This window comes from Pseudomonas sp. rhizo66 (genome assembly GCF_031931925.1).
Taxonomy (GTDB): Bacteria; Pseudomonadota; Gammaproteobacteria; order Pseudomonadales; family Pseudomonadaceae; genus Aquipseudomonas.
On record NZ_JAUJWZ010000035.1, the window covers coordinates 1 to 22,070 of the forward strand.

The window sequence follows — 22,070 nt, forward strand, 5'->3', positions numbered from 1 at the left end:
CAAGCTTTAAAAACGGCACAAACAAAAACGCCCGACCTTCACAGGCCGGGCGTTTTGTTTTGCCCTGAAGAATCAGGACTGACTGGTTGGCGTCGACGGGGTCGATGCAGCAGTCGGGGTGGTCGCCGGAGTCGGTGCTGCGGCGGAGTTGGACGCACTCACCGGAGCTGCCGGGGTGGCCGGTTTGGCTGCAGCAGGTGCGGCCGGTTTCGGCGCAGCGGCTTTCGGCGCGGCCGGTTTTTTCACTGCCGGTTTTTTCGCCGCAGCGGGTTTGGCTGCAGGCTTGGCAGCCGGTTTGGCGGCAGCGGTTTTGGCTGCAGTTTTGGCGGCTGGTTTAGCTGCAGCTTTGGCCGCAGGTTTTGCTGCCGGTTTCGCAGCGGCTTTAGCGGCAACCGGTTTGGCGGCGGCTTTGGCTGCTGGCTTGGCGGCAGCGGTTTTCGCTGCTGGTTTGGCCGCAGCTTTTGCAGCAGGTTTAGCCGCCGCTTTGGCCAGAGGCTTGGCAGCAGACTTGGCCGCAGCCGTTTTCGCTACCGGTTTTGCCGCAGCGGTTTTCGCCGCCACCGGTTGGGTTTTCAGACCGGTGAGTTTTTCGATCTGCTTGGTCAAGGTTTCCACCTTGCTATGCAGTGCTTTGACCTCATTGCGGCTCGGTACACCCAAGCGCGAAATCGCGCTGTTCAGGCGCTTGTCGAAAGCCCCTTCCAGCTCGTCCCACTTGCCCAGTGCGCGATCTTTCACGCCGCTGATACGCGACTTGGCCGAAGAAGCGGAGTCCTTGGCCGCATCGACTTTCTTGCCGACTGCAGACTTGGTGAGCTTCTCGGCTTTCTCGCCATCTTTGACCAGTGCCTCGAAGAGTTTGCTGCCGTCAGTGTCGATCTTCGAGTACACGCCTAAACCAGCCAGCCAGATTTTGCGGGAGTAGTCTTCGACTTTCCCGATCCACGAGCTGCCTTCTTTATCGGTGTTCTTTTTACCAGCCATCCCGTTCTCCTTAAGATTTACGCGCGACGCGTTCGAGCAATGCCGTCAGCTCATCGAGCTTAGCAGAGAGTGTCTCAACGTCATGTTTAGACGGAATGCCGATACGATTCAAGGCGCTTGCTACGCGGGAGTCGAATGCCTTCTCGACCTTGTCGAGCTGAACTTCGACACGACCTTTGAACGAGCTGACTTCGCCCTTGGCTTCATCGATCTCGGCGTTGGCCGCTTCGAGTTTTTCGGTGACGACTTTTTTGCCTTTCTTTTCAACAGTTTGACCAGCCTTGATCAACTCTTGAAAGTAGTCGCTGCCCTCTTGGCCGACCTTGGCGTAGGCACCCAGGCCTGCCAGCCAGATCTTGCGGGCATAGGATTTGACGTCGCCCAGAGCAGAAGTCGATGCGTCGATTTTTTTCTTCAAAATAACTTTGGCCATGGTGCACCTCACGCGCAGAAGGTTTGAGGAACTGCCCGGGAAAGTGTCGGGCTCTGGCACAAAGTAGGCAGAAAAATTAGAAACGGCACCCTAACAACTGACATGAATCGGTGGTGCCTGAATGAAAAGATCGCAGCCTTCGGCAGCTCCTACAGGGGAATGTGTACGTCTGTAGGAGCTGCCGAAGGCTGCGATCTTTTGATGTTCAAACCAGGGCTTTGTCGAGGGCTTTTTCGATTTCGGCTTTGATCATGCCGCTCATGGCCGACATCATGATGCCCAGCTCCACATCGACCTTGATCGAATCGTCCGCCACATGCACCGCGCCTTTCACACCCGAGCGCTTGAGGTTCAGCGTGTCGCCGGACCACTGCGGCTCCAGGCCGTATTGATCGGAGAGTTTCTGCGCCAGCTTGTCGGCCTTTTCGCGGGCGGCTTCCTTACCCAGGTTGTGGGCACGCTCAACACTGATTTTGGCCATTGAATGACTCCTGCTTTATGAATAGGTCTCGGTAAATCTTGACCGCTGCTGCGGCAAATCGTCCCGAAGGTTGCCCATCTTACCTTTAGCCATTCCAAGACAAAGCATGGCTTGGGGATTAGAATGTCGCGCATTCTCTTTTGGTGACAGCGATATGACTGATCAGCGCAAAGGCAGCGATGCCGAACCCACCACTCACTTCGGCTTCAAAAACGTTCCGGAAAGCCAGAAAGCGGAAAAAGTCGCTGAAGTTTTCCACTCCGTAGCCGCCAAGTACGACCTGATGAACGACCTTCTGTCGGGCGGCATGCACCGTCTGTGGAAGCGTTTCGCGATCGAACTGTCCGGTGTGCGCAGCGGTAACCGCGTGCTGGACATCGCCGGCGGTACCGGTGACCTGACCAAAAAGTTCTCGCATCTGGTTGGCCCGGCCGGCCAGGTGGTGCTGGCCGACATCAACGAATCGATGCTCAAGGTCGGGCGTGACCGCCTGCTCGATCTGGGTGTGTCGGGCAACGTCGAGTTCGTCCAGGCGGACGCGGAAAAACTGCCGTTCCCGGACAACCACTTCGACTGCGTAACCATCGCCTTCGGCCTGCGCAACGTGACGCATAAAGAAGACGCCCTGCGCTCGATGCTGCGCGTGCTCAAGCCCGGCGGTCGTCTGCTGGTGCTGGAATTCTCCAAACCGACCAACGCGCTGATGTCGAAAGCCTACGACGCCTATTCGTTCGCCTTCATGCCGCTGATGGGCAAGCTGATCACCAATGACTCGGAAAGCTATCGCTACCTGGCCGAGTCGATCCGCATGCACCCGAATCAGGAAACCCTGAAGTCGATGATGGTCGACGCTGGTTTTGACCGCGTGACCTATCACAACATGACCGCAGGCATCGTCGCCCTGCACCGCGGCATCAAGCCCTGATGTTGCTCACCGGGCTGCTCGCCAGCGTTGAACTCGGCCTCAACCGGGTGCTGCGTCTCGACAGCACGGCGCTGCCGCGGCTGGCGCATCTGACCGGCAAGGTGATTGCCGTCGACTGCCGCAGCCCGGCGCTGCAACTGTTCATTCTGCCGAGCGACGAAGGTCTGATGCTGGCGTCCCATTGGGAAACCGGCGTCGATTGCACTCTGCGTGCGCCGGCCGCAAGCCTGATCAAACTGGCCGTGAGCAAAGACAAGACCGCGGTGTTGCACGCCCCGGAAGTCGAGCTCGATGGCGACAGCGGCGTGCTGCTGGAGCTGGCCGGTGTCCTGCAAGATCTCGAGCTGGACTGGGAGTACGAACTCTCGCGCTGGCTGGGACCTGTCGCCACGCAATTGGTCGGTGGCCATCTGCGCAGCCGCGCACGCTGGTATCAACAAGGATTTGCCAGCCTCAACCAGAACCTCGCCGAATACCTCGCCGAAGAATCGCGCACCCTCGTCGGGCAGCGTGAAGCCGAAGCACGGTTCAGCGAACTGGACCGGATCAAACTTGATCTGGAACGTCTCGAGGCGCGTTTCGAGCGCCTTTCCCGATCCCTCGACCCAAGCGATAACGCATGAAGCTGCTTGCCGTCCGCCGTCTGTTGCGCATCCAGCGCGTCGTGATCCGCTACCGCCTCGATGACCTGCTGTTCGATCTGCCGCTGCCCTGGTTTCTCCTGGCGCTGCGCTACGTGCTGCCGTGGCGCTGGTTCCCGCGCAAGCCGCTGGAGCTGAACCGGGGTGCACGCTTGCGCTTGGCGTTGCAGGATCTCGGGCCGATTTTCATCAAGTTCGGGCAGATTCTCTCGACCCGCCGTGACCTGCTGCCGGAAGACATCGCCGATGAGCTGATGCTGTTGCAGGATCGCGTGCCGCCGTTCGATTCGCAGCTGTCGATCAAGCTGATCGAAGAACAGCTGGGCAAGAAGATCAGCGATGTGTTCAGCCGTTTCGACGTTGAGCCGCTGGCCTCCGCCTCGGTGGCGCAGGTGCACGCCGCGCAGCTGAAAACCGGCGAAGAAGTGGTGGTCAAGGTCATCCGCCCGGGCCTGAAGCCGATCATCGCGCAGGATCTGGCGTGGCTGTTCATCCTCGCCCGCGCCGCTGAAAAACTCTCGGCCGACGCGCGTCTGCTGCACCCGGTCGACGTGGTGCAGGACTACGAAAAAACCATCTACGACGAACTCGATCTGCTGCGCGAGGCGGCCAACGCCAGCCAGTTGAAGCGCAACTTCGAAGGTTCGCCGCTGCTCTACGTGCCGCAAGTCTATTGGGACTGGTGCCGGCCGAAAGTGCTGGTGATGGAGCGTATCTACGGCATTCAGGTCACCGATCTGGCGACCCTCGCCGATCAGCGCACCGACATGAAAATGCTCGCCGAGCGTGGTGTGGAAATTTTCTTCACCCAGGTGTTCCGCGACAGCTTCTTCCACGCCGACATGCACCCGGGCAACATCTTCGTCAGCACCGTCAATCCGTGGAGCCCGCAATACATTGCGATCGACTGCGGCATCGTCGGCAGCCTGACCCCGGAAGACCAGGATTATCTGGCACGCAACCTGTTCGCGTTCTTCAAGCGTGATTACCGTCGTGTGGCGCAACTGCACATCGATTCGGGCTGGGTGCCGGCGGAAACCAAACTCAACGAATTCGAAGCGGCGATCCGCACCGTGTGTGAACCGATCTTCGAAAAACCGTTAAAAGATATTTCATTTGGCCAGGTGCTGATGCGCCTGTTCCAGACCGCGCGGCGCTTCAACATGGAAGTGCAGCCGCAACTGGTGCTGCTGCAAAAGACCCTGCTTAACATCGAAGGCCTCGGCCGTCAGTTGTATCCGGATCTGGATCTATGGAACACCGCGCAGCCGTTCCTGGAGCGCTGGATGCGCGAGCGCGTCAGCCCGAAAGCCCTGCTGGGCAACGTGCAGAGCCAATTTGAACAGTTGCCGCACTTGGCCAACATGGCCCGCGATCTGCTCGAACGCATGTCCCAGCCGCACGCCTACGACCCGCCGCCACCGTGGCACAAACGCAAAGATGACTGGTTCCTGCGCCTGCTCGGTTGCACGCATCTGGCCGGCGGGGCGATCCTCGCCAGCGGTGGCCCATTGCACGAATTGGGGCATTGGCCGGCCGGAATCATGGTGGCAGTCGGCTTGTATCTGGTCGTTCGCCGATAGCACGAATCAGCTGCAAGTTATAAGCTGCGAGCTGCAAGCCTGACGATACTGGAACACCGCAATCTGCTTTTACTTGCAGCTTGAAGCTCAAAGCTTGTAGCTGCGTTTCGGGAATTGAAGATGAAAAACTGGCTGGATGAGATCAAGTGGGACGCTGATGGCCTGGTGCCGGCGATTGCCCAGGATCACAAGACCGGACGCGTGCTGATGATGGCCTGGATGAACCGCGAAGCGCTCGAACTGACCGCTGCGGAAAACCGTGCAATCTACTGGTCACGTTCCCGTGGCAAGCTGTGGCGCAAGGGCGAAGAGTCCGGCCATGTGCAGACCTTGCATGAAATGCGTCTGGACTGTGATGCCGACGTGATCATCCTGATGGTTGAACAGATCGGCGACATCGCTTGCCATACCGGCCGTCAAAGCTGCTTTTATCGTGTCTTCGAAAACGGCGACTGGAAAACGGTCGATCCGGTCCTCAAAGATCCGCACGCAATCTATTCCGCAGGACACACACATGAGTGACACCCTGACTCGTCTGGCCCAAGTACTTGAAGAGCGCAAAGGCGCAGCGGCCGACAGCTCCTATGTAGCCAGCCTGTATCACAAGGGTCTGAACAAGATTCTGGAGAAAGTCGGCGAAGAGTCGGTCGAAACCATTATTGCCGCCAAGGATGCCGCGATCAGTGGCGACTGCAGCGATGTGATTTACGAGACCGCCGACCTGTGGTTCCACAGCATGGTCATGCTCGCCCAACTGGGGCAGCATCCGCAGGCCGTTCTGGATGAACTTGACCGTCGCTTCGGCCTGTCCGGACACGTCGAGAAAGCCTCGCGTCCGTCCGCCTGAACAATTTTTAGAGAGGAACAGCAACATGGGCATTTTTGACTGGAAACACTGGATCGTCATTCTGGTTGTCGTGGTGCTGGTGTTCGGCACCAAGAAACTGAAAAACCTCGGCACCGACGTTGGCGAGTCGATCAAGGGCTTCCGCAAAGCCATGAACGACGATGAAAAACCGGCTGCCGATCCAACCGTGACGCCTGCGCAGCCGGTGCCACCGGTGCAGCCGCAAGCCACCGCTCAGGCCAACCCGCCGCACACCATCGACGTGCAGGCGCAGAAAGTCGAAGAGCCGATCCGCAAAGACGTGTGAGCACTGACTAATGTTTGGTATCAGCTTCTCTGAACTGCTGCTCGTCGGCCTCGTTGCCCTGCTGGTGCTGGGCCCCGAGCGTCTGCCGGGCGCTGCACGCACCGCCGGCCTGTGGGTCGGACGGCTGAAGCGCAGCTTCAACGCGATCAAACAGGAAGTTGAACGTGAAATCGGTGCCGACGAGATTCGTCGGCAACTGCACAACGAGCACATTCTGTCGCTGGAGCAGGAGGCGCGGAAGATTTTCAATCCGGTTCAGCAAGAGCCGACGCCGGTTGAGCATGTGGGTCAGCAGACGATTCATGCGCCGACCGCGCCTGCTACGACGCCTGCACCTGCTGCCGCTGTAGCGCCGGCAGAACCAGTGCCCGCGCCTGCAGAAACTTCGGTTGAACACGTAGCTACGACCGCCGCGCCGATCCAACCAGCGCCTCACGATCCAACATTGCCGCCGCGAGCCCCATGAGCGATCTCCCCGAAAACGACCAGCACATGCCGCTGGTTTCGCACCTCACCGAGTTGCGCACCCGCCTGCTGCGTTGTGTGGCGGCGATCTTCATCATCTTCGCCGGGCTGTTTGCGTTCACCCAGCAGATCTATACCTTCGTCTCGACGCCGCTGCGCCAGTACCTGCCGGTCGGCGCGACGATGATCGCCACCGACGTGTCGTCACCATTCCTGACGCCACTGAAGCTGACGATGATGGTTTCGCTGTTCCTCGCGATCCCGGTGATCCTGCATCAGATCTGGGGCTTTATCGCACCGGGTCTGTACAAACATGAGAAACGCATCGCGGTGCCACTGCTGGTGTCCAGCATCCTGCTGTTCTACACCGGCATGGCGTTCGCCTATTACTTCGTGTTCCCGCTGATCTTCAAGTTCTTCGCTGCGGCCACTCCGGCCGGCGTGGAAATGATGACCGATATCGCCAGTTACCTCGATTTCGTCATGACGCTGTTCTTTGCCTTCGGCGTGGCGTTCGAGATCCCGGTCGCCGTGGTGCTGCTGGTATGGATCGGCGTGGTCGACGTCCAATACCTGAAGAAGATCCGCCCATACGTGATCATCGGCTGCTTTGTGGTTGGCATGATCCTCACCCCGCCGGACATCTTCTCGCAGACCTTGCTGGCCGTACCGATGTGGATGCTGTTTGAAATCGGCATTCTGTTCGGTGGCTTGATCAGCAAGCGCGAACGCCCGGACGAGAACGCGGCCGACGACCACAACGACCAGCCGCCAGCGACCCAGGCATGAACCTGCTGTTGCTCGAAGAGGCCGACTTCATCGCGGCCGACCGCGTCGTGCTGCGTGATCGACGCCTGACGCACATGCAGGAAGTCCACCGCTCGGAAGTCGGTGACAGCCTGCGCGTGGGGCGGATCAATGGGCTGATGGGCACGGCTGAACTGCTGCGCCTCGAAGCGGGTGAAGCTGAGCTGCGCGTCAGCCTCGATCAGCCGCCACCGGTAAAGCTGCCGCTGACGCTGGTACTCGCGCTGCCACGCCCGAAGATGCTCCGTCGGGTGTTTCAGACCGTGGCGACCATGGGCGTGTCGAAGGTGATTCTGGTCAACAGCTACCGGGTCGAGAAGAGTTTCTGGCAGACGCCGTTTCTTGAACCTGACGCGATTCGCGAAAACCTGATCCTCGGCCTCGAACAGGCCCGCGATACTGTGCTGCCGCAAATCATCATCGAAAAGCGCTTCAAGCCTTTCGTTGAAGACCGACTGCCAGCGATCACCGATGGCACCCTCGGCCTGGTCGGCCACCCCGGCAACTATCCGCCGTGCCCGCGCGCCTTGAGCGAACCGGTAACGCTGGCCATCGGTCCCGAAGGTGGCTGGATTCCTTACGAAATCGATTTGCTGGCCAAGTCCGGCCTGCAACCGGTGCAACTCGGCGAACGCATCCTGCGCGTCGAAACCGCCGTCACCGCCCTCCTCGCCCGTCTCTTCTAAGTTCAACTCCGCTCCCGTGCAGGAGCTGCCGAAGGCTCGGGCCGCGATCGGACGATCTTTTGATTTTGCTTCAAAAAAACAAGATCAAAAGATCGCAGCCTCGTTTCACTCGACAGCTCCTACAGGATGGCGGCGTCCCGGATAAATGGCGTTACAGATTGCCATCACTCGGCCGATACCTTCTCCATAAGTCCAATTAGTGGTCCGAAGGGAGTGGTCGCATGTACCGTTGGTTAGCCGAGAGTCTTGGAAACGTCAGCGTCAAACGCAAGCTGGGCATCGGTTTCGGCCTGGTGCTGTTGCTGACACTGTTGATCACCTTCACCGGCTGGACCGGCATGAGCGGCATTATCAGCCGCGGTGACAAACTCGGCTTTATCTCCAGCCTCAACGAGCTGACCAAGGACCTGCGCCTGGCGCGCATGGATTACGACATGCGTCGCGGCGAGCAGGGACCGGGCGCGGTCAATGAATTGCTGAGCACACTCGACAGCGGCCTGCAGTCGGCGCGCGGCATGATCGAACAGCCCACCGATGCGGCGATGGTCGACCAGCAACTGGCGGCCGTAGCCGAGTACAAGCGCGCGTTTGGGGAAATGACCCAGGCCACCGTGCAACGTGAAGATGCGCGCAGCAAGCTGGGGGCAAACGCGGACAATGCCGTGGCCAAGGTCAGCGAAGTCGAAAATGCACTGCTGCAAGGCGACAGCGTTGCGCAATACAACGCAGTGATCGAACTGAGCAAACTGCTGCAGCAAGCGCGTTATCAAGTGCGCGGCTACACCTACAGCGGCAAGGCCGACGCCGAGCAACCAGCCCTGACCGCGATCGACAATGCTCTGAAAAACCTCGAAAGCCTGCCGTCCCGCGTCCCAGATCAGCATATCGCCAACCTGCAGCAAGCCACCGACTCGCTCAAGGCTTACCGTGCAGCCGTGGCTCAATTCCGTGATTCTCAAGTAAAAAACGCTGCAGCACTGGTCAAAATGTCTGCTCAGGGCGACATTTTGATCGCCGTCAGCAAGAAACTGACTGAATCGCAGACTGTGGTTCGGGACACAGACGCCGCACGTGCCAAAAACCTGCTGCTGATCGCCACCGCACTGGCCGTAGCCTTCGGCTTGCTGGCCGCGTGGGCAATCACTCGCCAGATCATCATCCCGCTGAACCAGACCCTGAAAGTCGCCGAGCGCGTGGCCGCTGGCGACCTGACCCACAACCTGGTGTCCCTGCGTCGTGACGAACTCGGCCAACTGCAACGCTCGATGCAGAGCATGACCCAAGGCCTGCGTGAACTGGTGGGCGGGATCAGCGATGGCGTCACGCAGATCGCCAGCGCTGCCGAAGAACTGTCGGCGGTGACCGAGCAGACCAGCGCCGGGGTCAACAATCAGAAAATCGAGACCGACCAGGTCGCCACCGCCATGAACGAAATGGCCGCCACCGTGCAGGAAGTCGCGCGCAACGCTGAAGAAGCTTCCGAAGCCGCCGTCGCCGCCGATCAACAGGCCCGTGAAGGCGACAAAGTCGTCGGCGAAGCGATCGCGCAGATCGAGCGCCTGGCCGCTGAAGTCGGCCACTCCACCGAAGCCATGGGCGAACTGAAGCGTGAAAGCGACAAGATCGGCAGCGTCCTCGACGTGATCAAATCCGTGGCCCAGCAAACCAACTTGCTGGCCCTCAACGCCGCCATCGAAGCGGCGCGTGCCGGTGAGGCCGGACGTGGCTTTGCCGTGGTCGCCGATGAAGTGCGCAGCCTCGCCCAGCGCACGCAGAAATCCACCGAAGAAATCGAAGAGCTGATCGTCGGCCTGCAGAATGGCACCCAGCAAGTGGCGACGATCATGGACAACAGCCGCACCCTGACCGACAGCAGCGTTGAGCTGACCCGTCGCGCGGGTGGTTCGCTGGAAAGCATCACCCGCACTGTGTCGGCGATTCAGGCAATGAACCAGCAGATCGCGGCGGCAGCCGAGCAGCAGAGCGCGGTGGCGGAAGAGATCAACCGTAGCGTGCTGAATGTGCGGGATGTGTCGGATCAGACGTCGGCGGCGAGTGAAGAGACCGCGGCTTCCAGCGTTGAGCTAGCGCGCTTGGGCACTCACTTGCAGATGCTGGTCGGTCGATTCAAGGTTTGAGGTGATTCATCCACCTCGGTTCGCTCTGAACCGGGGTGATGCTATCGCTGGCAAGCCAGCTCCCACAGTGAATGGGTTGAACACAGACTTTGTGATCGACTACAAACCCTGTGGGAGCTGGCTTGCCAGCGATGGCGGCCGAGAGAACGCCGCAGTTACAGAACCTGACGCAAGAAGGCCTGCGCACGCGGATCCTTCGGCGCATCAAAAAACTCCGCCGGCGCGGCATCCTCCAGCAATTTGCCGTGATCGAAGAACAACACCCGATCCGCCACTTCCCGGGCAAAGCCCATCTCGTGGGTGACGCAAACCATGGTCATGCCTTCCACGGCCAGGTTCTTCATCACGTCGAGCACCTCGCCGACCATTTCCGGGTCGAGCGCCGAGGTCGGCTCATCGAACAACATCACCTTCGGCTCCATCGCCAGCGCCCGGGCGATCGCTACGCGCTGTTGCTGACCGCCGGACAAGCGTGACGGAAACTCGTTGGCCTTCTGCGCAATCCCGACCTTTTGCAGCAACTCCATCGCCTTGGCTTCGCGCTCTTTCTTGCCGCGCTTGCGCACGACTTTCTGCGCCAGACAGAGGTTTTCCAGCACGGTCATGTGCGGGAACAGGTTGAAATGCTGGAACACCATGCCGACTTCGCGGCGGTAGGCGTTGACGTCGGTTTTCGGGTCGGCCAGTTGCAGGCCGTCGATGCTCACCGAGCCGGAATCGAACTCTTCCAGGCCATTGAGGCAACGCAGGAAGGTCGACTTGCCGGAACCCGACGGGCCGATCACCACCAGCACTTCACCCTTGGCGACTTTGGTGCTGACGTTATCCACCGCGCGCACGACTTGCCCACGGGTGTCGAAGACTTTTACCAGATCGCGGACTTCAATCACTTTGTGCGAGCCTCCGCTCAAGCCGACTGGCGATTTTCGACAGCGGCAGGTTGATCAACAGGTACAGGCCGGCGACGCAGAACAGGATTTCGAACGGCGAGAACGAAGTGGTGATGACTTCACGGCCGCTTTTGAGCAGCTCGGTGATGGCGATCACCGACACCAGCGAGGTGTCCTTGACCAGACTGATGAACTGCCCGGCCAGCGGCGGCAGCACGCGTTTGAACGCTTGCGGCAGCACCACGTGGCGCATCGACTGGCCAGCGCTCAAGCCGAGCGAGCGCGCCGCTTCGTTCTGGCCACGGGCAATCGACTGCACGCCGGAGCGGATGATCTCGGCCACGTAAGCGCCAGTGAACAGCGACAGCGCGGCGATCCCGGCGAACTCGCGGGACAGGTTCATCACCGTGCCGATGAAGAAGTAGAAAATGAAGATCTGCACCAGCAGCGGCGTGCCACGCACCAGTTCGACGTAGATCGTCGAGAGGTCACGCAGGGTCGGGTTGTTCGACAGACGGCACAGGCCGGTAACCAGACCGATCAACAGACCGAGCACGCCAGACACCACCGACAGCCAAAGCGTCGTCCACAGGCCCCACAACAGCGGTCCAGCCGCCCAATGCCGGGTTACACCCACGACATCGCCTTCAGCCACATCATCGCCCTGAGCGAACTGCAGGCTGTTAGCGTCGACAGTGAGGTGCTGTTCGTCATCGGCGTCATTGCGCAGAGTGACTTGCGCGCTGCTGCCCTTGCGCACCAGTTCGGTGACGGTGGAAATATCCGTAGCGCGCTGGGTTTCTTCAGCCTGATAGGCGAAGTACTGCGGCACGCGATTCCAGCGCCATTCGTAGGACATCAGCGACGTCGCGTAATACAACGCGCCGGCCAGGCCGACCAGCACCAGCACGGTGAGGACGTGCCAGGGCCATTGGGCTTTTTTCTGTTTCATTGCAGGTTCCGGAATTGGTGTTGCTTACAAGGCCCTCTTCGCGAGCAGGCTCGCTCCCACATTTGAAATGCATTCCAATGTGGGAGCGAGCCTGCTCGCGAAAGGGGCGACGCGGTCTGGCAGACCGGCGTTATTCCATGTCCTTGAGCCACTCGGTGCTCTTGAACCACTTGTCATGGATGCGATCGTAGGTGCCGTCTTCGTGTATCTGGTGCAGGAAGTTGTTGATGAAGTTGAGGCTGTCGTAATCACCCTTCTTCAGACCGAAGGCCAGTGGCTCGTAGGTGAACGGCTTGTCGAGGAACACCAGTTTGCCGGCGCCAACCTTGTTTACCGCGACAACGTTGTACGGTGCGTCGTAGATGAACGCGTCAGCCTTGCCGTTGACCACATCGAGCACGGCTTCCTGCTCGTTGTCGTAGCCGTGGTACTTGGCTTTGGAGATCAGCTTCTTGGCAACCATCTCGCCGGTGGTGCCGAGCTTGGAAGTGATGCGGTAGTCGGCGGTGTTCAGGTCTTTATACGACTTGATGGTGCCTTCCAGCTCTTTGCGGATCAGCAGAGTCTGGCCGACAACGATGAACGGTTCGCTGAAGTTCAGGCGCAGGTTGCGTTCCTGAGTCAGGGTCATGCCGCTGCCGATCATGTCGAACTTGTCGGTCATCAGCGCCGGGATGATGCCGTCGTAACCGGTAGAGACCAGTTCCAGCTTGACGCCCATGGCCTTGGTCATGGCTTTGAGGAGGTCGACTTCGAAGCCGATGATTTCGCCGCGCTTGTTGGTCATTTCGAACGGCATGTAGGTCGGATCCATACCGACTTTCAACGTGCCGCGCTTGACCGCGTCATCGATTGCGCCAGCCTGCGCCGCATTGACTGCAACCAGTGCCGTGACGCCGACCAGCAGCATCGACAGATACTTCTTCATCTTCAAGTCCCCAAAACCATTGCATTTGCGGCGCGAAAACCAACAGTGACGGGCAAAAAAGCCCGGGTGCGCCAATTCGGGGACGGATGCTAACGCACTCGTTTTTTTGCACAAGGTTTAATGGGCGATTTGTTTAACAATCAAGAGCTGACCCTCACCCCAGCCCTCTCCCGGAGGGAGAGGGGGCCGACCGAGGTGTCTCAAGCTATACGCCGACCTGAAAGATCGAGTCGATTATGGATTCGGCAAAGCAGGATCAGGTCGGTGTAACTCGAATATTCAACGCGGTCGGTCCCCTCTCCCTCTGGGAGAGGGTTAGGGTGAGGGGCTTTTCAGCAGGCAAAAAAAACCCCGCAACATCGCGGGGTTTCTTTATCAGGCCGGCTGAGCCTGCAAACTCACCGGTCGCAACGGCAGCAGCGGCGCATGCGGATCGGCTTTCACCGACGCCCGCCATGCATCCAGCCACTCGGCGTGACCTTCTGCCCAGACCTGCTCATGCAGACGTGCCAGCGCCACAGGGTCGCTCAGCAGTTGCAGACGATCATGGTTGTTCAGCCCGGCCGGGCCAACCTTGATCGCGTGACGCACACGTTCCTGACGCAGCCATTCAATCGGCTCGGCCTGACCGTGACGCGAAGTCGCCAGCGAGCACGCCAGAGCGTTCTGCTGTGGATCGACCACGGCGCGGACGAAGCCGTCGTTCAGGGCGTGGTAACGGTTTTCGTGGGTGTACTGATCGGTCGCCAGCAGCGCCTGCGGCGGATTGTATTCCTCAGGGATGAGGAACAGGCTCTCGTCACGGGACTTCAGGCCCAGACCGACACGGCTGGAGATCACCGACACCGGGATCGACAGCATCAGCGAACCGACGATCGGCACCAGCCACCAGAGGAAGCTCGGGTTCAGCCAGATCACCAGCAGCGCCCAGCAGAAACCCAGCAGGGTTTGCGGGCCATGACGTTTGACCGCTTCGCTCCATGGCGTGGAGTCGTCGTCACGCTGCGGCGAGTTCCAGGTTGCGGCCCAGCCGAGGAACGCGGCGAGGACGAAACGGGTGTGGAAAATCATCCGCACCGGCGCCAGCAGCATGGAGAACAACATCTCCAGCAGCATCGACAGGGTCACCTTGAACTTGCCGCCGAACTCTTTCGCGCCCTTGGCCCAGATCAGGATGATGCTCAACAGTTTCGGCAGGAACAGCAGCACGATCGTGGTCGAGAACAGCGCGATCGCCTTGTCCGGGTGCCATTGTGGCCACAACGGATAGAGCTGACGCGGTTCGAGGAAGTACTGCGGCTCCATCAGCGTGTTCACCGCCAGCAGCGCGGTCGACAACACCAGGAAGAAGAACCACAACGGCGCCGACAGGTACGACATTACGCCCGTCAGGAACACCGCGCGGTGTACCGGGTGCATGCCTTTGACCAGGAACAGACGGAAGTTCATCAGGTTGCCGTGGCACCAGCGACGGTCACGCTTGAGTTCGTCGAGCAGGTTTGGCGGCAGTTCTTCGTAGCTGCCCGGCAGGTCGTAGGCAATCCAAACACCCCAACCGGCACGGCGCATCAGCGCGGCTTCAACGAAGTCGTGAGACAGGATCGCACCGGAGAACGCACCTTTGCCCGGCAACGGCGCCAGGGCGCAGTGGTCGATAAACGGCTTCATGCGGATGATCGCGTTGTGACCCCAGTAGTGGGATTCACCCAACTGCCAGAAGTGCAGACCGGCGGTAAACAGCGGGCCGTACACGCGAGTGGCGAACTGCTGCATGCGCGCATACAGCGTGTCCATGCCCGACGCACGTGGCGCGGTCTGGATGATCCCGGCGTCCGGCGTGGCTTCCATCAAGCGCACCAGACTGGTCAGGCACTCGCCGCTCATCACCGAGTCAGCGTCGAGCACGACCATGTACTTGTAGTCACCGCCCCAACGACGGCAGAAGTCGTCGAGGTTGCCGCTCTTGCGTTTCACACGACGGCGGCGACGGCGATAGAAGATCTTGCCGAAGCCTTTGGCCTCGCGGCAGACGTCCAGCCAGGCCTGTTGCTCGGCGACGCAGATGTCGGTGTCGTTACTGTCGCTAAGGACAAAGAAGTCGAAGCGATCCAGATCACCGGTGGCAGCAACCGACTCGAATGTCGCCCGCAGACCGGCGAACACGCGCGGTACGTCTTCGTTGCAGATCGGCATGACCAGCGCGGTACGGGCGTCTTTGGCAATCGGCTCGTTGCCGGCGCTTTTGCCGGAGATACGGTATTTATCGTGACCGGTGAGCAACTCGAGGAAGCCCATCAGTGCGGTCCAGAAACCGGCCGAGACCCAGCAGAACAGAATCCCGAACAGAATCAGGATGCTGGTTTGCAGCGCATACGGCAGTACCTGCGTGGCGGTTTGCAGCAGCGGCTGATGCAGGACTTCTTCGAGATCGACGAACGACCAGCCCTGGTACGGCATGATGCCTTTCATGTACCAGCCGGCGACGATGGTCTGACCCAGCATCAGCAGCAACAGAATGTAGCGACGGATCGAACCGACGGTGCGCCAGCGCGCGGCCGGCAGGACATTTTCGTCCTTCGGCGGCTGCGGCGGGTTGGTGCGACCGGTCAGACGGCGCCAGCCACGCACCAGAATATTGGTGCGCCATGGCTCCGGCACGACTTTGGTCCGACGGATCGGCGGCGTCGCCTTCATGCTGACACGACCGCTGGCGTCAAGCACCAGCATCTCCGCGTCTTCAAGTTCTTCGGCAGTGCTGAGGATCAGGCGCTTGCCTACCGAAGCCTGGGCGGCCTCGGCAGGAGCGTCGAACGTTGAAGACGACAGGCGTTCATGCAGCTCGCTGAACGACTGGCAGCCCGCGAGTTCCGCGCGCTGCTCGTCGGTCATCGGCAGATGCGCCAGATACTCGGACAGAGTCTCTGGCTGTACTTGAGAGTTACTCATCGGCAGGCAACTGATAGCTCCAGGTCTCGGTCAGGACTTCTTCAGTCGGTGCCGATTCCGGTGTGGCTGGGGCCGCGTCCGCAGCGGCTGGCTGCTTGGCGTCTTTGTTGGCCTTGTCCTTGGCATCTGCGGCTGGCTTGGCGTCAGCCTGTTTGGCCTCGGCGGCCTTGGCTTCCTTGTCGATTTTCTCTTGTTGCTTGGCGGCAACCTTGTCGGCCTTGGCGACGGACGAGTTGGACGCCGGCACCGAAGACTTGGCCAGATCAGCGGTCACGACTGGCTGCACCAGTGCAGCACGCATCTCGGTCGATTTGCTCGGGTCCTTGATCTTCATGCGCAGGGTCAAGCGCCAGCCCTTGGTTTCCGGGTTGTAGCGCACGCTGTTCTCGACCAGTTCGGCGTTGTCGCCAACACTGACCTGGCTGCGCACGTCGGCATCCGGGGCCAGCGCGGCCAGCGATGGGCCTTCGAAGTCGACCAGGTAGGCAACGCTGCCGTCCGGCTGACGAATCAGGTTCGATTGCTTGACGTCACCGGTCGAACGCAGGGTCTGGGAAACCCAGGCGCTGTCCGGCGCGTGAATCGCCGCTTCGTCCATGGTCCAGTGCATGCGGTAGGCGAATTCCAGCGGCTTGCCCGGCTCCGGCATGGTTTCCGGGCTCCAGAACGCAACGATGTTGTCGTTGGTTTCGTCGGCGGTCGGAATCTCGACCAGATCAACGGTGCCTTTGCCCCAGTCGCCCTTCGGCTCGATCCAGGCGCTTGGGCGCTTGTCGTAGCGGTCGTCGAGGTCTTCGTAGTGGCTGAAGTCACGGCCACGTTGCAGCAGACCGAAACCACGCAGGTTTTCGACGCTGAAGTTGCTCACAGCCAGGTGTTTAGGGTTGTTCAGTGGACGCCAGATCCACTCGCCGTTGCCGGCATGGATCGACAGACCGCTGGAGTCGTGCAGCTCACGACGATAGTTGAGGACTTTCGACGGCTGGTTGGCGCCGAACAGGAACATGCTGGTCAGCGGTGCGATACCCAGTTTGCCGACCTTGTCACGCAGGAACATCTGCGCCTTGACGTCGACAATGGTGTCGCTGCCCGGACGCAGAATCAGACGGTAGGCACCGGTAGCGCGCGGCGAATCCAGCAAAGCGAAGATCACCAGGTGCTTGTCGCCCGGCTTCGGCTGTTGAATCCAGAACTCGCGGAAACGCGGGAACTCTTCGCCCGACGGCAGCGCGGTATCAATCGCCAGACCACGAGCCGAGAGGCCGTAGGTGTGGCCCTTGCCGACAACGCGGAAGTAACTCGCGCCGAGCATGGTCATGATTTCGTCTTGCTTGTCGGCCTTGTTGATCGGGTACAGCACACGGAAACCGGCATAACCCAGTTGCTCGGTGGCTTTCGGATCGAATTTCAGGTCGCCAAAATCGAAGCGCGTCGGATCGTATTTGATCTCTTCGACGGTGTTCGCTGTGATTTCGTTGATTTTCACCGGTGTATCGAAGTGCATACCTTGGTGATAGAAGGACAGTTTGAACGGGGTCTTCTGATCAGCCCACTCAGCCTTTTCGGTGAGGAAGCGGATTTTCTGATAGTCCGCGAACTTCATGTCGCGGAATTCGTTCGGCAGGTTGCTGCGCGGGGCTTCGAACTTCTGCCCGGCCAGCTCTTTGGCCTTGGCCGATACATCGTCAAGATTGAACGCCCAAAGCTGACCGGCGCTGAGCAGGCACAGGAGCGCCGAACCCGCTACCAGGGCACTTCGCATGCGTTTGGCAGACATTTTTGCTGCATTACAGGGACTAACAATCACGAGCAACCCTCGCCGAAAACAGATCAAAAAACCAACGGCCAGCTATCTATATGCCAGGTTGGCGAGCATTGTTCCGACTCCGTTGGGGCAAAATGATTCCCCAATCGGATCCAGACAAGTCTCTACCTAAGTCAAAAATGAATCAGCGAACGCTGATCCCAGTGCGCGCGATTATCTAGTAGCCCGCATGACAACGCATCAGGGGTAACAAAGTATTTATCGCGAAAACACCCTAAAAACGGTCGAAATTTCCCAAAAAGGTGTTTCAAGCGCTTTCAGGTCTGTAACAAAAAGGTAACCGGGCCATCGTTGACCAAATGCACCTGCATATCGGCGCCGAATCTACCTGATGCCACAGTGCCATGCACCTGTTTCGCACTGTTCAATAGATAGTCGAACAATTCCTCGCCCAAGGCCGGAGGCGCCGCCGTCGAAAAGCTCGGACGCAACCCGCTTTTGGTGTCGGCCGCGAGGGTGAACTGCGAGACCAGCAGCAACCCACCGCCGACATCGGCGAGGGACAAGTTCATCTTGCCCTCCGCGTCACTGAACACCCGATAGTTAAGCAGTTTATGCAGAAGTTTGTCGGCGCTGGTACGCGTGTCGTCGGGTTCGACCGCCACCAGCACCAGCAAACCGTGATCTACCGCGCCGACCACTTCGCCGGCGACTTCAACCCGCGCACCGCGTACGCGCTGTAACAGCCCTTTCATGCTTCTTCAGGCGGCAGGTCGAGCAAGCGCCGGGCCATGTTGCCCGCCGCACGTACCAGCGCATCGGTGATGCCCGGTTCGGACGCAGCATGACCGGCATCGCGAATCACCTGCAGTTCGCTGTTCGGCCAGGCTTGATGCAACTCCCAGGCGTTGTCGAGCGGGCAGATCACGTCGTAACGACCATGAATGATCACGCCGGGCAGGTGGGCAATCTTGCCCATATCGCGGATCAGTTGGTTCGGCTCAAGGAAGGCATTGTTGGTGAAGTAATGGCACTCGATCCGGGCAATCGACAGCGCGCGCTGTGGCTCGGAGAAGCGATCAACCACCAACGGGTTCGGCCGCAGGGTCGCGGTGCGCCCTTCCCAGGTCGACCAGGCTTTGGCCGCGTGCATCTGGGCGATCTGGTCGTTGCCGGTCAGGCGCTTGTGGAAAGCGCCGAGCAGGTCGTCGCGCTCGTCCAGCGGGATCGGCGCAATGTAGTCTTGCCAGTAATCGGGGAACAGACGGCTGGCACCGGCCTGATAGAACCACTCGATCTCCTGCGGGCGGCAAAGAAAAATCCCGCGCAGGATCAGACCGTGCACACGCTCAGGGTGGGTTTGCGCGTAAGCCAGCGCCAGGGTCGAGCCCCACGAGCCGCCGAACAGCACCCATTTATCGATGCCCAGGTGTTTGCGGATGCGCTCAAGATCGGCGACCAGATCCCAAGTGGTGTTGTTTTCCAGGCTGGCGTGCGGCGTGGAACGGCCGCAGCCGCGCTGGTCGAAGGTGACAATGCGATACAGGTTCGGATCGAAATAGCGACGGCTCTGCGCGTCGCAACCGGCGCCGGGGCCGCCGTGGATGAACACAACCGGCAAACCCTCCGGTGAACCGCTCTCGTCGACGTACAGCGTATGGGTGTCATCGACAGCCAGATCGTGCCGGGCGTGAGGTTTGATCTGCGGAAACAAAGTCTGCATTGCGCGCTCCGTAAGGGGTCGAGGTCATCCCTGGGGGGACTTCTATTATTCTGCCGTTGGGCATCATAAACCCGATTTACGTCAATGAGCATGCTCTGTAGGAGCTGCCGAAGGCTGCGATCTTTTGACTTTGCTTTTCAGAATCAAAAGAAAGATCAAAAGATCGCAGCCTTCGGCAGCTCCTACAGGGGTGGATCAGCCGCCGTAGTGTTTTTCGCCCCAGGCCAGATAGCCTTGCAGCAACTCTTTGAGCACCACCCGCGTCGGCTCGGCCAGGTCGTCGCGATAGCGGAACGGTTCAAACTCTTCCATGTAGGTGCACTGGCCAAGCTCCAGTTGCACGGCGTGGATGTTTTCGGCCGGGTTGCCGTAATGACGGGTGATGTGGCCGCCCTTGAAGCGTCCGTTGAGCACGTGGCTGTATTGGCCGTGACGCGCGCAGATCGCTTCAAGTTGCGTGGCCAATTGCGGATCACAACTGGCGCCATTGAAGGTGCCGAGGTTGAAGTCCGGTAGTTTGCCGTCGAACAGGTGCGGGATGATCGAGCGGATCGAGTGCGCGTCGAACAGCAGCGCGTAGCCGAATTCGGCTTTCAATCGCGCCAGTTCTTCCTGAAGCGTGCGGTGGTAAGGCGTCCAGATCTGTTCCAGGTAAGTTGCGCGCTCTTCTTTCGACGGCTCGTGCCCTTCGCGGAACAACGGGATGCCATCGAACAGCGTCGCCGGATACAGCCCGGTGGTTGCACCGGCGTACAACGGTTTGTCGTCGGACGGCCGATTAAGATCAATGACAAAACGCGAGTACTCGGCAGCCAATGTACTGGCGCCCAGTTCTTCAGCAAAATCGTAAAGCCGGGGGATATGCCAGTCAGTGTCCGGCAGGCTTTTCGCATCGGCGATCAACCCGGCTTCCACCGCTGGGGTCAGGCGCACGCCGGCATGCGGCATGCTGATCAGCAACGGCACACGACCTTGTTTGAAACTCAGAACCTTATCCACAACCGCCCTCCTATAGATTTGATTCGACGCCGTGACGCACGACGCGTTTATCCAGATCACCACCGAGCCAATAGGCCAGATCCGCCGGGCGATCGATGTACCAGGCGACGAAATCGGCGACCTTGCCGACTTCCAGCGAACCGTGGGTGTCGGCCATGCCCAGCGCTTGTGCGGCGTGAATGGTCGCGCCGGCCAGGGCTTCTTCCGGGGTCATGCGCAAGCAAGTGCAGGCCATGTTCAGCATCAGGCGCAACGACAGCGCCGGCGAGGTGCCGGGGTTGAGGTCACTGGCGATGGCGATTTTCACCTTGTGCTTGCGCAAGGCGTCCATCGGCGGCAGCTGGGTTTCACGCAGGAAGTAGAACGCGCCCGGCAACAGCACCGCGACGGTGTCGGATGCGGCCATGGCAATGGCGTCGGCCTCGTCCATGAACTCCAGGTGATCGGCAGACAACGCCTTGTATCGCGCGGCGAGGCTGGAGCCGTGCAGCGATGACAGCTGTTCGGCATGCAGCTTCACTGGCAGGCCGAGTTTTTGCGCGGCGATGAACACACGCTCGACCTGCTCTGGCGAGAACGCCAGGTATTCGCAGAAAGCGTCCACGGCGTCGACCAACCCTTCGGCAGCCAGCGCGGGGAGCATTTCAGTGCAGATCAGATCAATGTAGTCGTCGGCGCGATCCTTGTACTCCGGCGGCAATGCATGAGCGGCGAGGCAGGTGCTGCGCACGCTGATTGGCAGCTCCTTTTCCAAGCGACGGATGACCCGCAGGATCTTGCGTTCGTTGGCCAGGTCGAGGCCGTAACCGGATTTCATTTCCACCGTGGTCACGCCGTCGCGCATCAGGCTCTTCAGGCGTTTGGCGGCGCTGGCGAACAGTTCATCTTCAGTGGCTTCGCGCGTCGCACGCACAGTGCTGGCGATGCCGCCACCGGACGCGGCGATTTCCGCGTAGCTGACACCTTGCAGACGTTTTTCGAATTCGCCACTGCGGTTGCCACCGAACACCGTGTGGGTGTGGCAGTCGATCAGGCCGGGGGTGACCCACGCGCCTTGCAGGTCATTGACCGCCGGGTATTCGCCGGACGGCAATTGATTGCGCGGGCCGATCCACTCGATGAGCGCACCGGACGTCACGATGGCCGCATCCTCGATGATCGAGTAGACGCCCTGCGCCATGGTTGCGACGTGGCAGTGTTGCCAGAGGGTTTTCACTGTTGGCCTCCGTTGGGGTTGGTTTGGTGGGTAGCCTTGAAAAGCCCCTCACCCTAGCCCTCTCCCGGAGGGAGAGGGGACTGACCGGGTTGTTCTGTCGAGGTACGCCGACCTGAAAGTCTTGAGCCGAACTCAGGCCTTGAAGCTCACCGAGATCGACTTCCTTTTCCCTCTCTCTCACAGGGACGAAAAAGGACTGACCGTTGTTCTGTCGAGGTACATCGACCTGAAAATCTTGAGCCAAACTCAGGCTCTGAAAACCACGAGGATCTGCTCTTTTCCCCCTCTCACTCCCGGAGAAGAAGGACTGACCGGGTTGTTATGTCGAGGTACAGCGACCTGAAAATCTCGAGC

22 protein-coding genes and 1 pseudogene are annotated in these 22,070 nt (G+C 60.0%); 11 read left to right on the plus strand and 12 right to left on the minus strand.

Annotation, left to right across the window (positions count from 1 at the left end):
• Nucleotides 1–72: 72 nt before the first annotated feature.
• From QZR14_RS27295 to QZR14_RS27305, 3 genes are all read right to left on the minus strand, one after another.
• The gene (locus tag QZR14_RS27295) at nt 73–984 is read right to left on the minus strand and encodes a phasin family protein (protein WP_311998237.1); all 912 of its coding nucleotides are present in this window, start codon (nt 982–984) and stop codon (nt 73–75) included.
• 10 nt (nt 985–994) lie between these two features.
• Nucleotides 995–1,417 carry a phasin family protein gene (locus QZR14_RS27300; protein WP_250602827.1) on the minus strand — a complete coding sequence of 141 codons (423 nt, stop codon included), beginning with the start codon at nt 1,415–1,417 and terminating at the stop codon, nt 995–997.
• Nucleotides 1,418–1,622: 205 nt separating this feature from the next.
• Nucleotides 1,623–1,898 (minus strand): polyhydroxyalkanoic acid system family protein, encoded by a 276-nt coding sequence (locus QZR14_RS27305; protein ID WP_025110282.1) that lies wholly within the window; start codon nt 1,896–1,898, stop codon nt 1,623–1,625.
• Nucleotides 1,899–2,052: 154 nt separating this feature from the next.
• Between QZR14_RS27305 and ubiE the strand changes: the two genes are divergently transcribed.
• From ubiE to QZR14_RS28200, 11 genes and pseudogenes are all read left to right on the plus strand, one after another.
• Nucleotides 2,053–2,823, plus strand: a complete 771-nt coding sequence (gene ubiE, locus QZR14_RS27310) for a bifunctional demethylmenaquinone methyltransferase/2-methoxy-6-polyprenyl-1,4-benzoquinol methylase UbiE (RefSeq protein WP_311998238.1) — start codon at nt 2,053–2,055, stop codon at nt 2,821–2,823.
• On the plus strand, nt 2,823–3,446 hold the full coding sequence (locus tag QZR14_RS27315) for a ubiquinone biosynthesis accessory factor UbiJ (protein ID WP_250602826.1): 624 nt from the start codon (nt 2,823–2,825) through the stop codon (nt 3,444–3,446). Before ubiE ends, QZR14_RS27315 begins: the two co-directional genes overlap by 1 nt.
• Entirely contained in the window at nt 3,443–5,047 is a 1,605-nt protein-coding gene (gene ubiB / locus QZR14_RS27320; RefSeq protein ID WP_311998239.1) for a ubiquinone biosynthesis regulatory protein kinase UbiB, read from the plus strand. The genes QZR14_RS27315 and ubiB overlap by 4 nt, the downstream gene beginning before the upstream one ends.
• 120 nt (nt 5,048–5,167) lie before the next feature.
• Nucleotides 5,168–5,569, plus strand: a complete 402-nt coding sequence (gene hisI, locus QZR14_RS27325; RefSeq protein ID WP_007899278.1) for a phosphoribosyl-AMP cyclohydrolase — start codon at nt 5,168–5,170, stop codon at nt 5,567–5,569.
• Nucleotides 5,562–5,894 carry a phosphoribosyl-ATP diphosphatase gene (locus tag QZR14_RS27330; RefSeq protein WP_003220849.1) on the plus strand — a complete coding sequence of 111 codons (333 nt, stop codon included), beginning with the start codon at nt 5,562–5,564 and terminating at the stop codon, nt 5,892–5,894. Before hisI ends, QZR14_RS27330 begins: the two co-directional genes overlap by 8 nt.
• 25 nt (nt 5,895–5,919) lie before the next feature.
• Nucleotides 5,920–6,201: a twin-arginine translocase TatA/TatE family subunit gene (locus tag QZR14_RS27335; RefSeq protein WP_003220847.1), complete on the plus strand. Its 282-nt coding sequence runs from the start codon at nt 5,920–5,922 to the stop codon at nt 6,199–6,201.
• Between the two features lie 10 nt (nt 6,202–6,211).
• A complete protein-coding gene (gene tatB, locus QZR14_RS27340; protein WP_311998240.1) occupies nt 6,212–6,667 on the plus strand; it encodes a Sec-independent protein translocase protein TatB in 456 nt (151 codons plus the stop codon).
• On the plus strand, nt 6,664–7,455 hold the full coding sequence (tatC, locus tag QZR14_RS27345; RefSeq protein WP_250602822.1) for a twin-arginine translocase subunit TatC: 792 nt from the start codon (nt 6,664–6,666) through the stop codon (nt 7,453–7,455). The genes tatB and tatC overlap by 4 nt, the downstream gene beginning before the upstream one ends.
• Nucleotides 7,452–8,159, plus strand: coding sequence for a 16S rRNA (uracil(1498)-N(3))-methyltransferase (locus QZR14_RS27350; protein ID WP_250602821.1), 708 nt, complete (start codon nt 7,452–7,454; stop codon nt 8,157–8,159). The genes tatC and QZR14_RS27350 overlap by 4 nt, the downstream gene beginning before the upstream one ends.
• Nucleotides 8,160–8,497: 338 nt before the next feature.
• A pseudogene (locus QZR14_RS28195) lies at nt 8,498–9,442 on the plus strand (methyl-accepting chemotaxis protein); the annotation flags it as partial.
• A gap of 141 nt (nt 9,443–9,583) precedes the next feature.
• Nucleotides 9,584–10,297, plus strand: a complete 714-nt coding sequence (locus QZR14_RS28200) for a methyl-accepting chemotaxis protein (protein ID WP_407047289.1) — start codon at nt 9,584–9,586, stop codon at nt 10,295–10,297.
• Between the two features lie 155 nt (nt 10,298–10,452).
• Here QZR14_RS28200 and QZR14_RS27360 read toward each other — a convergent pair whose 3' ends face one another.
• The 9 genes from QZR14_RS27360 to hutI all read right to left on the minus strand — a co-directional run bounded on the left by QZR14_RS27360 (nt 10,453) and on the right by hutI (nt 21,716).
• Entirely contained in the window at nt 10,453–11,187 is a 735-nt protein-coding gene (locus QZR14_RS27360; protein ID WP_250602819.1) for an amino acid ABC transporter ATP-binding protein, read from the minus strand.
• Nucleotides 11,180–12,139, minus strand: a complete 960-nt coding sequence (locus QZR14_RS27365; protein ID WP_311998241.1) for an amino acid ABC transporter permease — start codon at nt 12,137–12,139, stop codon at nt 11,180–11,182. Before QZR14_RS27365 ends, QZR14_RS27360 begins: the two co-directional genes overlap by 8 nt.
• Nucleotides 12,140–12,269: 130 nt before the next feature.
• Nucleotides 12,270–13,067 (minus strand): transporter substrate-binding domain-containing protein, encoded by a 798-nt coding sequence (locus QZR14_RS27370; RefSeq protein WP_250602817.1) that lies wholly within the window; start codon nt 13,065–13,067, stop codon nt 12,270–12,272.
• Nucleotides 13,068–13,442: 375 nt separating this feature from the next.
• Nucleotides 13,443–16,013, minus strand: coding sequence for a glucans biosynthesis glucosyltransferase MdoH (mdoH, locus tag QZR14_RS27375; protein WP_250602816.1), 2,571 nt, complete (start codon nt 16,011–16,013; stop codon nt 13,443–13,445).
• A complete protein-coding gene (locus tag QZR14_RS27380; protein WP_311998242.1) occupies nt 16,006–17,790 on the minus strand; it encodes a glucan biosynthesis protein G in 1,785 nt (594 codons plus the stop codon). The genes mdoH and QZR14_RS27380 overlap by 8 nt, the downstream gene beginning before the upstream one ends.
• A gap of 305 nt (nt 17,791–18,095) precedes the next feature.
• The gene (gene dtd / locus QZR14_RS27385; RefSeq protein ID WP_250602814.1) at nt 18,096–18,533 is read right to left on the minus strand and encodes a D-aminoacyl-tRNA deacylase; all 438 of its coding nucleotides are present in this window, start codon (nt 18,531–18,533) and stop codon (nt 18,096–18,098) included.
• Nucleotides 18,530–19,501, minus strand: coding sequence for a prolyl aminopeptidase (gene pip, locus QZR14_RS27390; RefSeq protein ID WP_150603995.1), 972 nt, complete (start codon nt 19,499–19,501; stop codon nt 18,530–18,532). The genes dtd and pip overlap by 4 nt, the downstream gene beginning before the upstream one ends.
• 195 nt (nt 19,502–19,696) lie before the next feature.
• The gene (gene hutG / locus QZR14_RS27395; protein WP_250602813.1) at nt 19,697–20,500 is read right to left on the minus strand and encodes an N-formylglutamate deformylase; all 804 of its coding nucleotides are present in this window, start codon (nt 20,498–20,500) and stop codon (nt 19,697–19,699) included.
• A gap of 10 nt (nt 20,501–20,510) precedes the next feature.
• Nucleotides 20,511–21,716, minus strand: a complete 1,206-nt coding sequence (hutI, locus tag QZR14_RS27400) for an imidazolonepropionase (RefSeq protein WP_250602812.1) — start codon at nt 21,714–21,716, stop codon at nt 20,511–20,513.
• Nucleotides 21,717–22,070: the final 354 nt, after the last annotated feature.